The sequence below is a fragment of the Enterobacter quasihormaechei genome (assembly GCF_004331385.1).
GTDB lineage: Bacteria > Pseudomonadota > Gammaproteobacteria > Enterobacterales > Enterobacteriaceae > Enterobacter > Enterobacter quasihormaechei.
On record NZ_SJON01000004.1, the window covers coordinates 216,739 to 229,645 of the forward strand.

The following is a 12,907-nucleotide window of genomic DNA, read 5'->3' on the forward strand; positions in this document are numbered from 1 at the left end:
CGCCAGAAACGAGGGCTCTTTATATATTCCGAATTTTAAATAATTCTCTTTCGCTTGTTGTATATGCATGGTAAATCATATTTTTCGAACTTATTACTGTACTTTGGCAAAGGGAATTTAGCGTGACGGTGGAGTCAGAAATGCCAGAAAATAATATTAACCAACCACAGTCTTATGATGGGGTTAAGCCTCAGTTACGCACAGTGGATCTTAACTTGTTAACGGTATTTGATGCAGTGATGCAGGAGCAGAATATTACACGAGCAGCGCAATCTCTGGGAATGTCTCAACCTGCCGTGAGTAATGCCGTAGCCAGACTTAAGGTGATGTTTAACGACGAGTTATTTGTACGTTATGGACGGGGGATACAGCCCACGGCGCGTGCATTCCAGCTATTCGGTTCGATTCGTCAGGCGCTACAGCTGGTTCAAAATGAGCTTCCCGGTTCGGGCTTTGAACCCTTAAGCAGTGAGCGAGTTTTCCATCTCTGTGTTTGCAGTCCGTTAGACAATTATTTGACGTCTGTTATATATAATAAAGTTGAACAGATCGCCCCAAATATTCACCTCGTTTTTAAATCATCATTAAATCAAAACACTGAACACCAGCTTCGTTATCAGGAAACAGAGTTTGTTCTGGGCTATGAAGAGTTCCGCCGTCCAGAATTTGCCTGCGTTCCATTGTTCAAAGATGAAATGGTATTAGTTGCCAGTAAAAAACATCCCCGTATGAATTCGCCGCTGCGTGAAAGCGATGTTTACAGCGAGCAGCACGCCGTTGTTGCGCTTGACCGATATGCCTCATTCAGTCAGCCGTGGTATGACACTGCCGATAAACAAGCCAGCGTGGCCTATCAGGGGATGGCCATGGTCAGCGTATTAAACGTCGTTTCTCAGACCCATTTGGTCGCCATCGCACCGCGCTGGCTTGCTGAAGAGTTCTCCGATTCGCTGGACCTGCAAATTTTACCTCTGCCGCTCAAGCTTAATAGCCGTACCTGTTACCTTTCATGGCATGAAGCCGCGGGTCGGGATAAAGGGCATCAGTGGATGGAAGAGCTGCTGATCGCTATTTGTCGTCGCTAAATTCGGGTGAATAAACCGCATGGCACCGTGCGGTTTATTCTGTGATTTTTCATGTGGGCAAAATTTTGTTCTGCTTTCATTTTTTTCATTCACTCAGACATGCTCAAAAATAGATGATTTCCTGATCCCTCCTCTTTTTAAGAGATGAATTATTATTGTCTCCATGCATTCCAGACGAATACACCATATTCGTATCTGACACCTGTTTATTCTGCTTTTCTTATCCGTTACCGCCACCGGTTTGCTAATTGCCTGCCTCATAACGAGCGGTTAAGGTAGCAATCACTCTGCAAATTATAAGATGGGTTAACCCTGTCAGAAGACGGCACGGAAATGAATTCTGTAGACCGTCTATAACAAAAGCCTGGAGGCAAAGCATGGAGATGTTGTCTGGCGCGGAAATGGTCGTCCGATCGCTTATCGATCAGGGCGTGAAGCAGGTGTTCGGCTATCCTGGAGGCGCAGTTCTCGATATCTATGACGCGCTGCACACGGTAGGCGGTATCGATCATGTTCTGGTTCGTCATGAGCAGGCCGCTGTGCATATGGCTGACGGTCTGGCCCGCGCCACGGGCGAAGTGGGTGTTGTGCTGGTCACTTCCGGGCCGGGGGCGACCAATGCCATTACCGGCATCGCGACGGCGTATATGGATTCCATTCCGCTGGTCATTCTTTCCGGACAGGTGGCGACGTCACTGATTGGCTATGATGCGTTTCAGGAGTGCGACATGGTGGGGATCTCACGCCCCGTGGTGAAGCACAGCTTTCTGGTTAAGCAAACTGAAGACATCCCGGGCGTACTGAAAAAAGCCTTCTGGCTGGCCGCCAGCGGTCGTCCCGGGCCCGTAGTTGTCGATCTGCCAAAAGATATTCTCAACCCGGCGAACAAACTGCCTTACCTGTGGCCTGAGTCGGTGAGCATGCGTTCGTATAATCCAACGACGCAAGGGCACAAAGGACAGATTAAGCGTGCGCTGCAAACGCTGCTGGCTGCGAAAAAGCCGGTAGTCTATGTGGGCGGCGGCGCCGTCAATGCGGCCTGTGAAACGCAGCTACGCGAACTGATCGAGAAGCTTAATCTTCCTGTCGCGTCATCGCTGATGGGGCTGGGGGCATTCCCGGCTACCCACCGTCAGGCGCTGGGCATGCTGGGTATGCATGGTACCTATGAAGCCAATATGACAATGCACAACGCTGACGTGATTTTTGCCGTCGGCGTGCGTTTTGACGATCGCACCACCAATAACCTGGCGAAATACTGTCCGAATGCGACGGTGCTGCATATTGATATCGATCCTACCTCTATCTCTAAAACGGTGCCGGCGGATGTACCGATCGTGGGTGACGCCCGTCAGGTGCTGGAGCAGATGTTAGATCTGCTGGCGCAGGAATCCGCGTCTCAACCGCTGGACGAGATCCGCGACTGGTGGCAGCAAATCGAGCTATGGCGGAGCCGTCAGTGCCTTAAATACGACACGCAAAGTGAGAGCATCAAGCCGCAGGCGGTGATCGAAACGATCTGGCGTCTGACGAACGGCGATGCGTATGTAACGTCTGACGTGGGCCAGCATCAGATGTTCGCTGCGCTGTATTACCCGTTTGATAAACCGCGTCGCTGGATCAACTCAGGCGGGCTGGGCACGATGGGCTTTGGCCTGCCCGCCGCGCTGGGGGTAAAGCTGGCGCTGCCGAACGAAACGGTCATCTGCGTGACGGGTGACGGCAGTATTCAGATGAATATTCAGGAGCTTTCTACCGCGCTGCAATATGAGCTGCCAGTGCTGGTGCTGAATCTGAATAACGGTTACCTCGGGATGGTGAAGCAGTGGCAGGATATGATTTATTCCGGCCGTCACTCTCAGTCTTATATGAGGTCACTTCCGGATTTTGTCCGTCTGGCTGAAGCCTATGGCCATATTGGCATGCGGGTAACCGATCCGTCAGAGCTGGAAGCGAAGCTCGGCGAAGCGCTTGAGCACGTTAAAAACAATCGCCTCGTCTTCATGGACGTGATCGTTGACGGCTCAGAACACGTTTATCCGATGCATATTCGCGGCGGTGGTATGGATGAAATGTGGTTAAGCAAAACGGAGAGAACCTGATATGCGCCGGATATTATCTGTATTACTGGAAAATGAGTCGGGCGCACTGTCGCGCGTCATTGGGCTTTTTGCGCAGCGTGGCTACAACATTGAAAGCCTGACCGTTGCACCGACCGACGATCCCACGCTCTCCCGCATGACGATCCAGACCGTCGGCGATGCGAAAGTGCTTGAGCAGATCGAAAAGCAGCTGCATAAGCTGGTGGACGTGTTGCGCGTCAGCGAGCTGGGGCAGGGGGCTTACGTTGAACGCGAAGTGATGCTGGTGAAAATCCAGGCCAGCGGTTACGGCCGTGAAGAGGTCAAACGCAACACGGATATCTTCCGTGGGCAGATCATCGACGTCACGCCTTCTATATATACTGTGCAGCTTGCCGGAACGAGCGATAAGCTGGACGCATTCCTGGCGTCTGTCAGGGATGTGGCAAAAATAGTTGAAGTTGCGCGCTCTGGCGTTGTTGGCCTCTCGCGCGGCGATAAAATCATGCGTGAGTAGCGCAAAAGGTTCGCCTCTTTCAGCCCGGTAGCCAAAGCCGGGCTTTTTTTTGCGTAATCCGCCGACAACGCAGACAAAAGCGGTTGCCGTGAAGGCTATTCTGCGTTTAGATGTTAAAATATTTAACCATAACCTTGACAGGGCCATGGACTTTTTTCTTTTTTGAGAGGCAATTGTGAAACTGGATGAAATCGCCCGGCTCGCCGGCGTGTCGAGAACCACGGCCAGCTATGTGATTAACGGTAAAGCAAAGCAGTATCGTGTCAGCGATAAGACCGTTGAGAAAGTGATGGCAGTCGTTCGTGAGCATAATTACCATCCGAATGCTGTCGCCGCAGGTTTACGTGCCGGGCGCACCCGCTCGATTGGCCTGGTGATCCCGGACCTGGAAAACACCAGCTACACCCGCATCGCCAACTATCTGGAACGTCAGGCTCGCCAGCGTGGCTATCAGCTGCTGATTGCCTGCTCCGAGGATCAGCCCGACAACGAAATGCGTTGCATTGAGCATCTGCTGCAACGTCAGGTTGACGCCATCATCGTGTCGACCTCTTTACCACCAGAGCATCCTTTCTATCAGCGCTGGGCGAACGATCCGTTCCCTATTGTGGCGCTGGATCGTGCGCTTGACCGTGAGCATTTCACCAGCGTTGTGGGTGCCGATCAGGACGATGCAGAAATGCTGGCTGCCGAGCTGCGTACCTTCCCGGCTGAAACGGTACTGTATCTTGGCGCGTTGCCTGAACTCTCCGTGAGCTTCCTGCGTGAACAAGGGTTCCGTACCGCATGGAAAGACGATCCGCGTGACGTTCACTATCTGTATGCCAACAGCTATGAGCGCGAAGCGGCTGCTCAGCTGTTCGAGAAATGGCTGGAAACGCACCCCATGCCGCAGGCCCTGTTTACCACCTCGTTTGCCCTGTTGCAGGGGGTCATGGACGTCACATTACGTCGCGATGGCAAGCTGCCATCCGATCTGGCGATTGCGACCTTCGGCGATAACGAACTGCTCGACTTCCTGCAATGTCCGGTGCTGGCCGTGGCCCAGCGCCACCGCGACGTCGCCGAGCGGGTGCTGGAGATCGTTCTGGCAAGCCTGGATGAACCCCGTAAGCCGAAACCCGGGCTGACGCGCATCAAACGTAATCTCTATCGGCGCGGAATTTTGAGCCGTCATTAATATCTCAGCGGGGGGAGAGAAAACTGCCCCCTAGCTGTACATTTATTACGTAAATTAAAATCCGGATAAAAATTAAGATTATTCCTTATGAAAGATAGCCTGCTATTTTTCTGAATCTTTTTTGGCTTATAAAAGACCTTTTATTGCTCTATAAAAGATTTTGTTTGTATTGTTTTGTTACAAACAGGTGCCAGCCGATGAATATTCAGCCATTTTTTAAAACGTCTCAAGTCCTTACGGCACCTGAAGGGCACCTTATCGCTTTATCGCTCATCTGAGGCTGTCATCACCCGCCAATATGCCTTAAAATGCTGCCCGCGTCGCAAACTGACACTTTATATTTCCCTGCGATGATATTGAGTGAGTCTTAACGCTCGTGTGCATATTCGGTTTTTTTCTTACAAATATTCATAACGTTAATTTTGCCTCGCCAGTTGTGTAGTTATTAGCCAGGTCACTCTTGCTCTGTAAATACGGTGCTTTCGCTCCGGTATAGAGAGAGTCCTGGCTTGACAAGCTTTTCCCTCGCTCCGTAAACTCCTTCAGGTGGGAATTTGTGGGTTAAAGTGGTGAGGAGGGGTGAGGCTGGCATGTTCCGTGGAGCAACGTTAGTCAATCTCGACAGCAAAGGGCGTTTATCGGTACCAACCCGATACCGCGACCAGCTGATTGAGAACGCTTCGGGTCAACTGGTTTGCACCATTGACATCAACTCCCCCTGCCTGCTGCTTTACCCTTTGCCTGAATGGGAAATCATTGAGCAAAAGCTGTCGCGACTGTCGAGCATGAACCCGCAGGAACGCCGCGTGCAGCGGCTGTTATTGGGTCATGCCAGTGAATGTCAGATGGATAGCGCCGGGCGATTATTGATTGCGCCGGTGTTGCGGCAACATGCTGGTCTGACAAAAGAAGTGATGCTGGTCGGGCAGTTCAACAAGTTTGAACTGTGGGACGAAACGACCTGGTATCAACAGGTCAAGGAAGATATCGACGCTGAGCAATCTGATTCCGCAACATTGTCGGAACGGTTGCAGGACTTGTCACTATAAATATGATGGAAAATTATAAACATACAACGGTGCTGCTGGACGAGGCCGTTAACGGCCTGAATATTCGTCCGGACGGCATCTATATCGATGGCACTTTTGGTCGCGGTGGTCACTCGCGTTTGATCCTCTCTCAGCTTGGAGCGGAAGGACGCCTGCTGGCAATTGACCGCGATCCGCAGGCGATTGCCGTTGCGCAAACCATCGATGACCCTCGCTTTTCCATCGTGCATGGACCTTTCTCTGCGCTTGCGGATTATGTTGCCGAGCGCGACCTGACCGGCAAAATCGACGGGATCCTCCTCGATCTTGGCGTCTCTTCACCACAGCTTGATGATGCAGAACGCGGCTTCTCCTTTATGCGCGACGGTCCGCTGGATATGCGCATGGATCCCACCCGCGGTCAGTCTGCCGCTGAGTGGTTACAAACCGCCGACGAAGCGGATATCGCCTGGGTGATTAAAACCTTCGGCGAAGAGCGTTTTGGCAAACGTATCGCGCGCGCCATCGTTGAGCGCAACCGCATTGAGCCAATGACTCGCACTAAAGAGCTGGCAGAAGTCATCGCGGCGGCAACGCCGGTGAAGGATAAGCACAAACATCCTGCGACCCGTACCTTCCAGGCGGTTCGCATCTGGGTAAACAGTGAACTGGAGGAAATAGAGCTGGCGCTAAAAAGCTCGCTCGACGTGCTGGCCCCGGGTGGGCGGTTATCCATCATCAGCTTCCATTCGCTGGAAGATCGCATCGTGAAGCGCTTTATGCGTGAACAGAGCCGCGGTCCACAGGTTCCAGCGGGGCTGCCGATGACGGAAGAACAACTCAGGAAACTGGGCGGCCGTCAGTTACGAGCATTAGGCAAGTTGATGCCGGGCGAAGAAGAGGTGGCAGAGAATCCACGTGCCCGTAGTTCAGTGCTGCGCATTGCAGAGAGGACGAACGCATGATCGGCAGAGTGACAGAGACCCTAAGCAAAGTTAAGGGATCGTTAGGAAGCAACGAGCGCCATGCCTTGCCTGGCGTGATCGGCGACGATCTTTTGCGGTTTGGGAAGCTGCCACTCTGCTTGTTCATTTGCATCATTGTGACGGCAATCATGGTGGTCACTACCGCGCACCATACCCGTTTATTGACTGCGCAGCGCGAGCAGATGGTGCTGGAACGCGATGCGCTGGATATTGAATGGCGAAACCTGATCCTTGAAGAAAATGCGCTCGGCGATCACAGCCGGGTTGAACGGATCGCAACGGAAAAGCTGCAATTGCAGCATGTTGATCCTTCGCAGGAAAATATCGTAGTACAAAAATAAGGGAAAACGCGACGCATGAAAGCAGCGGCAAAAACGCTAAAACCAAAACGTCAGGAAGAACAGGCCAACTTTGTCAGTTGGCGTTTTGCGTTGCTTTGCGGCTGCATTTTACTGGCGCTGGGTTTCCTGCTGGGCCGCGTGGCGTGGCTGCAAATCATCGCGCCCGACATGCTGGTACGTCAGGGTGATATGCGTTCTCTGCGCGTGCAGGAAGTCTCTACCTCTCGTGGGATGATCACCGACCGCTCCGGCCGTCCGCTGGCGGTAAGCGTGCCGGTGAAGGCGATCTGGGCCGATCCGAAGGAACTGCACGACGCCGGCGGGATCTCGCTGGATAACCGCTGGAAGGCGCTTGCAGACGCGTTAAAAATGCCGCTGGACCAGCTGGCTTCCCGCGTGAACGCCAACCCGAAAGGGCGCTTTATCTATCTGGCCCGTCAGGTAAACCCTGATATGGCTGACTATATTAAAAAGCTGAAGCTGCCGGGCATTCATCTTCGCGAAGAATCCCGCCGCTACTATCCTTCCGGCGAAGTAACCGCTCACCTCATTGGCTTCACTAACGTCGACAGCCAGGGGATCGAGGGCGTTGAAAAAAGCTTCGATAAATGGCTGACCGGCCAGCCCGGCGAGCGAATCGTACGTAAAGACCGCTATGGCCGCGTCATTGAAGACATTTCCTCGACAGACAGCCAGGCCGCGCACAACCTTGCTCTGAGTATTGATGAGCGCTTGCAGGCGCTGGTCTACCGCGAGCTGAACAACGCCGTGGCGTTTAACAAGGCGGAATCGGGCAGTGCCGTGCTGGTGGATGTGGCGACAGGTGAAGTGCTGGCGATGGCCAGTAGCCCCTCATACAACCCAAATAATTTTGCCGGTACAGCAAAAGATGCGATGCGTAACCGCTCAATCACCGATGTGTTTGAACCCGGCTCAACCGTAAAACCGATGGTGGTGATGACGGCTCTACAGCGAGGCATCGTCAACGAAAATACCGTTCTGAATACCATCCCTTACCGAATTAACGGTCACGAAATCAAAGACGTGGCGCGGTACAGCGAACTGACCCTGACCGGGGTCTTACAGAAGTCGAGTAACGTCGGTGTGTCAAAGCTGGCGTTAGCGATGCCGTCCTCAGCGTTAGTAGATACTTACTCACGTTTTGGGCTGGGAAAGGCGACCAATTTGGGGTTGGTCGGAGAACGCAGTGGCTTATATCCTCAAAAACAACGGTGGTCTGACATAGAGAGGGCCACCTTCTCTTTCGGCTACGGGCTAATGGTAACCCCGTTACAGTTAGCGCGAGTCTACGCAACGATTGGCAGCTATGGCATTTATCGCCCGCTGTCGATCACCAAAGTTGATCCACCGGTTCCGGGTGAGCGTGTTTTCCCTGAATCTATCGTGCGTACTGTTGTGCATATGATGGAAAGCGTTGCGCTGCCTGGCGGTGGCGGCGTGAAGGCCGCGATTAAGGGCTACCGTATCGCCATTAAAACCGGTACGGCTAAAAAAGTGGGGCCGGACGGCCGCTATATCAACAAATACATTGCCTATACCGCAGGCGTAGCGCCTGCAAGCAATCCGCGTTTTGCGCTGGTGGTTGTCATTAACGATCCGCAGGCGGGTAAGTACTACGGCGGCGCCGTCTCCGCGCCTGTATTCGGGGCTATTATGGGCGGCGTGTTGCGCACCATGAATATTGAACCGGATGCGCTGGCGACGGGCGAAAAAAGTGAATTTGTAATTAATCAAGGCGAGGGAACAGGTGGCAGATCGTAATTTGCGCGACCTTCTTGCTCCGTGGGTGCCAATGCTACCTGCGCGAGCACTGCGAGAGATGGTACTGGACAGCCGCGTAGCGGCTGCTGGCGATCTTTTTGTGGCAGTGGTAGGTCATCAGGCGGACGGGCGTCGTTATATCCCGCAGGCGATTGCGCAAGGTGTTGCTGCCGTTATTGCAGAGGCCAAAGATGAGGCAACAGACGGTGAGATCCGTGAAATGCACGGCGTGCCGGTCATCTATCTCAGCCAGCTGAATGAGCGTCTCTCCGCGCTGGCAGGACGTTTTTACCACGAACCTTCCGACCAGTTAAAGCTGGTTGGCGTGACAGGAACCAACGGAAAAACCACCACAACCCAGCTGATGGCGCAGTGGGCGCAGCTTCTGGGCGAAACCGGCGCCGTCATGGGCACGGTGGGGAACGGTCTTCTGGGCAAAGTCAGCCCGACGGAAAACACCACCGGCTCGGCGGTTGACGTGCAGCGTGTGCTGGCGGGCCTTGCAGAGCAGGGGGCGACCTTTGCCGCGATGGAAGTCTCTTCCCATGGCCTGGTACAACATCGCGTGGCGGCGCTGAAATTTGCCGCCTCCGTCTTCACCAACCTGAGCCGCGATCACCTTGATTATCACGGTGATATGGAACACTACGAAGCGGCGAAATGGCTGCTCTATTCCACTCACCACCACGGACAGGCGATCATTAACGCCGACGACGAAGTCGGTCGCCGCTGGCTGGAAAAACTGCCGGATGCGGTAGCGGTGTCGATGGAAGATCATATTAACCCGAACTGCCGTGGCCGCTGGCTGAAGGCGGTCGAGGTGAACTACCACGATAGCGGGGCGACGATCCGCTTTACTTCCACCTGGGGCGACGGTGAGATCGAAAGCCGCCTGATGGGGGCCTTCAACGTCAGCAACCTGCTGCTGGCGCTGGCGACGCTGCTGGCGCTGGGGTATCCGATGGCGGATCTACTGAAAACGGCTGAGCGTCTGCAACCGGTTTGTGGCCGAATGGAAGTGTTCAGCGCGCCGGGCAAGCCGACGGTGGTGGTGGATTACGCCCACACGCCGGATGCGCTGGAAAAAGCGCTGGAAGCGGCGCGTCTGCACTGCGCAGGCAAGCTCTGGTGCGTATTTGGCTGCGGCGGCGATCGCGACAAGGGCAAACGACCGCTGATGGGCGCGATTGCCGAGCAGTTCGCGGATATTCCGGTGGTGACCGATGACAACCCGCGTACCGAAGAGCCGCGTGCCATCATCAACGACATTCTAGCCGGCATGCTGGATGCGGGCCGCGCGCGCGTGGTCGAAGGCCGTGCGGAGGCCGTGACTAACGCCATTATGCAGGCGCAGGAGAATGATGTGGTGCTGCTGGCCGGTAAGGGTCATGAAGATTATCAGATAGTCGGCAATCGTCGTCTGGATTACTCGGACCGCGTGACGGCAGCGCGTCTGCTGGGAGTGGTGGCATGATTAGCATTACCTTAATCCAGGCCGCTGCGGTATTGCAGGGGGCACTGCATGGTCAGGATCTGACCATCGAGGGCGTGACCACCGACACCCGTAAAGTGACTGCGGGCTGCCTGTTTGTGGCGCTGAAGGGCGAACGTTTTGACGCCCACGATTTTGCTCAGCAGGCCAAAGATAGCGGCGCCGGCGCGCTGCTGGTCAGCCGCAAGCTCGATATCGATCTGCCGCAGATTGTGGTGAAAGATACGCGCCTGGCGTTTGGCGAGCTGGCGGCATGGGTTCGCCAGCAGGTGCCGACCCGCGTAGTGGCGCTAACGGGATCGTCGGGGAAAACCTCCGTTAAGGAGATGACGGCGGCCATCCTCAGCCAGTGCGGCAACACGCTTTACACGGCGGGCAACCTTAATAACGACATCGGCGTGCCGATGACGCTGCTGCGCCTGAGCAAAGAGCATGAATATGCGGTGATTGAGTTAGGGGCTAACCATCAGGGCGAAATCGCCTGGACCGTGAGCCTGACGCGTCCGGAAGCGGCGCTGGTGAATAACCTGGCGGCGGCACACCTTGAAGGTTTTGGTTCGCTGCAAGGCGTGGCGAAAGCGAAAGGTGAAATCTATACCGGCCTGCCGGATGACGGCATCGCCATCATGAACGCCGATAACAACGACTGGCTGAACTGGCAGAACATCATCGGATCACGCAAGACCTGGCGCTTCTCGCCAAACGCGGCAAACAGCGATTTTTCGGCGACCAACATTCATGTGACGTCACACGGTACTGAGTTCACCCTCTCTACCCCAACGGGCGACATTGACGTGCTGCTCCCGCTGCCGGGTCGTCATAACATCGCCAACGCGCTTGCCGCGGCAGCGCTGTCGATGGCGGTAGGTGCTTCACACGATGCGATCAAAGCAGGTCTGGCAAACTTAAAAGCCGTGCCGGGACGTCTGTTCCCGATTCAGTTGGCTGAAAACAAACTGCTGCTGGATGACTCCTACAACGCCAACGTCGGCTCCATGACGGCGGCCGTGCAGGTACTGTCTGAAATGCCGGGCTATCGGGTGATGGTTGTGGGCGATATGGCCGAGCTGGGTGATGAAAGCGAAGCCTGCCATATTCAGGTTGGTGAAGCGGCGAAAGCGGCAGGACTTGACCGCGTACTGAGCGCCGGCACGCTGAGCAAGGCTATTTCTGATGCCAGTGAAGTTGGCGAACATTTTGCCGATAAATCTGCACTGATTGAACGCCTGAAGGCGCTGATTGCAGAAAAACAAATTGTGACTGTTTTAGTTAAAGGTTCACGTAGTGCCGCCATGGAAGAGGTTGTGCACGCATTACAGGAGAACGGGACATGTTAGTTTGGCTGGCCGAACATTTGGTCAAATATTATTCAGGCTTTAACGTCTTTTCCTATCTGACGTTTCGCGCCATCGTCAGCCTGCTGACTGCGCTGTTCATCTCGCTGTGGATGGGCCCGCGCATGATTGCCCGTCTGCAAAAACTCTCTTTCGGCCAGGTTGTGCGTAACGACGGTCCGGAATCGCATTTCAGCAAGCGCGGTACGCCGACCATGGGCGGGATCATGATCCTGACCGCCATTGTGGTGTCCGTTCTGCTGTGGGCTTATCCGTCTAACCCGTACGTCTGGTGCGTGCTGACGGTTCTGGTTGGCTATGGGATCATCGGCTTTGTGGATGACTACCGCAAAGTCGTGCGCAAAGACACCAAAGGCCTGATCGCCCGCTGGAAGTATTTCTGGATGTCGGTGATTGCGCTGGGCGTGGCGTTCGCGCTGTACCTGGCGGGTAAAGACACCCCGGCCACCGAGCTGGTGGTGCCGTTCTTCAAAGACGTGATGCCGCAGCTGGGGCTGTTCTACATCCTGCTGGCCTATTTTGTCATCGTCGGCACCGGTAACGCCGTCAACCTGACCGATGGTCTGGATGGCCTGGCCATCATGCCAACCGTTTTTGTCGCCGGCGGTTTCGCGCTGGTAGCGTGGGCGACCGGTAACATGAACTTTGCTAACTACCTGCACATTCCGTACCTGCGTCACGCGGGTGAGCTGGTGATCGTCTGTACGGCGATTGTCGGGGCGGGTCTCGGCTTCCTGTGGTTCAACACCTATCCGGCGCAGGTCTTTATGGGCGACGTCGGTTCGCTGGCGCTGGGCGGCGCGCTGGGCATTATCGCCGTGCTGCTGCGTCAGGAGTTCCTGCTGGTGATCATGGGCGGTGTGTTTGTGGTTGAGACCCTGTCGGTGATTTTGCAGGTCGGTTCCTTCAAGCTGCGCGGTCAGCGCATCTTCCGTATGGCACCGATTCACCACCACTATGAACTGAAAGGCTGGCCGGAGCCGCGCGTCATTGTGCGCTTCTGGATTATTTCGCTGATGCTGGTGCTGATTGGCCTGGCAACGCTGAAGGTACGTTAATC

Annotated in this window: 11 protein-coding genes; all 11 read left to right on the forward strand. The window is 54.7% G+C overall.

Going from position 1 to position 12,907, the window contains the following annotated elements; genetic code table 11:
- The first annotated feature begins 140 nt into the window (after positions 1–140).
- The 11 genes from leuO to mraY all read left to right on the forward strand — a co-directional run bounded on the left by leuO (position 141) and on the right by mraY (position 12,905).
- Positions 141–1,085: a transcriptional regulator LeuO gene (leuO, locus tag E0L16_RS07895; protein WP_063867450.1), complete on the forward strand. Its 945-nt coding sequence runs from the start codon at positions 141–143 to the stop codon at positions 1,083–1,085.
- Between the two features lie 377 nt (positions 1,086–1,462).
- Positions 1,463–3,187 (forward strand): acetolactate synthase 3 large subunit, encoded by a 1,725-nt coding sequence (gene ilvI, locus E0L16_RS07900; RefSeq protein ID WP_063867451.1) that lies wholly within the window; start codon positions 1,463–1,465, stop codon positions 3,185–3,187.
- A gap of 1 nt (position 3,188) precedes the next feature.
- Positions 3,189–3,683 (forward strand): acetolactate synthase small subunit, encoded by a 495-nt coding sequence (gene ilvN / locus E0L16_RS07905; RefSeq protein ID WP_001252742.1) that lies wholly within the window; start codon positions 3,189–3,191, stop codon positions 3,681–3,683.
- Between the two features lie 175 nt (positions 3,684–3,858).
- Entirely contained in the window at positions 3,859–4,863 is a 1,005-nt protein-coding gene (cra, locus tag E0L16_RS07910; protein ID WP_003856369.1) for a catabolite repressor/activator, read from the forward strand.
- A gap of 590 nt (positions 4,864–5,453) precedes the next feature.
- Positions 5,454–5,912 (forward strand): division/cell wall cluster transcriptional repressor MraZ, encoded by a 459-nt coding sequence (gene mraZ, locus E0L16_RS07915; RefSeq protein WP_014830641.1) that lies wholly within the window; start codon positions 5,454–5,456, stop codon positions 5,910–5,912.
- Between the two features lie 2 nt (positions 5,913–5,914).
- Positions 5,915–6,856, forward strand: a complete 942-nt coding sequence (rsmH, locus tag E0L16_RS07920) for a 16S rRNA (cytosine(1402)-N(4))-methyltransferase RsmH (RefSeq protein ID WP_107534689.1) — start codon at positions 5,915–5,917, stop codon at positions 6,854–6,856.
- Positions 6,853–7,218 (forward strand): cell division protein FtsL, encoded by a 366-nt coding sequence (gene ftsL, locus E0L16_RS07925; protein ID WP_063450662.1) that lies wholly within the window; start codon positions 6,853–6,855, stop codon positions 7,216–7,218. Before rsmH ends, ftsL begins: the two co-directional genes overlap by 4 nt.
- A gap of 15 nt (positions 7,219–7,233) precedes the next feature.
- Positions 7,234–9,000 (forward strand): peptidoglycan glycosyltransferase FtsI, encoded by a 1,767-nt coding sequence (gene ftsI / locus E0L16_RS07930; protein WP_063450661.1) that lies wholly within the window; start codon positions 7,234–7,236, stop codon positions 8,998–9,000.
- Complete coding sequence (gene murE, locus E0L16_RS07935; RefSeq protein WP_112791987.1) at positions 8,987–10,474, forward strand: UDP-N-acetylmuramoyl-L-alanyl-D-glutamate--2,6-diaminopimelate ligase; 1,488 nt, start codon at positions 8,987–8,989, stop codon at positions 10,472–10,474. Before ftsI ends, murE begins: the two co-directional genes overlap by 14 nt.
- A complete protein-coding gene (gene murF, locus E0L16_RS07940) occupies positions 10,471–11,829 on the forward strand; it encodes a UDP-N-acetylmuramoyl-tripeptide--D-alanyl-D-alanine ligase (RefSeq protein WP_131636669.1) in 1,359 nt (452 codons plus the stop codon). The genes murE and murF overlap by 4 nt, the downstream gene beginning before the upstream one ends.
- A complete protein-coding gene (gene mraY, locus E0L16_RS07945; RefSeq protein ID WP_003856353.1) occupies positions 11,823–12,905 on the forward strand; it encodes a phospho-N-acetylmuramoyl-pentapeptide-transferase in 1,083 nt (360 codons plus the stop codon). The genes murF and mraY overlap by 7 nt, the downstream gene beginning before the upstream one ends.
- The last annotated feature ends 2 nt before the right edge of the window (positions 12,906–12,907 follow it).

Excerpts from the sequence above, each read along its gene's own strand:
- leuO (WP_063867450.1), top strand. The coding sequence starts at position 141 with ATGCCAGAAAATAATATTAACCAACCACAGTCTTATGATGGGGTTAAG.
- ilvI (WP_063867451.1), top strand. The coding sequence starts at position 1,463 with ATGGAGATGTTGTCTGGCGCGGAAATGGTCGTCCGATCGCTTATCGAT.
- ilvN (WP_001252742.1), top strand. The coding sequence starts at position 3,189 with ATGCGCCGGATATTATCTGTATTACTGGAAAATGAGTCGGGCGCACTG.
- mraZ (WP_014830641.1), top strand. The coding sequence starts at position 5,454 with ATGTTCCGTGGAGCAACGTTAGTCAATCTCGACAGCAAAGGGCGTTTA.
- rsmH (WP_107534689.1), top strand. The coding sequence starts at position 5,915 with ATGATGGAAAATTATAAACATACAACGGTGCTGCTGGACGAGGCCGTT.
- ftsL (WP_063450662.1), top strand. The coding sequence starts at position 6,853 with ATGATCGGCAGAGTGACAGAGACCCTAAGCAAAGTTAAGGGATCGTTA.
- ftsI (WP_063450661.1), top strand. The coding sequence starts at position 7,234 with ATGAAAGCAGCGGCAAAAACGCTAAAACCAAAACGTCAGGAAGAACAG.
- murF (WP_131636669.1), top strand. The coding sequence starts at position 10,471 with ATGATTAGCATTACCTTAATCCAGGCCGCTGCGGTATTGCAGGGGGCA.
- mraY (WP_003856353.1), top strand. The coding sequence starts at position 11,823 with ATGTTAGTTTGGCTGGCCGAACATTTGGTCAAATATTATTCAGGCTTT.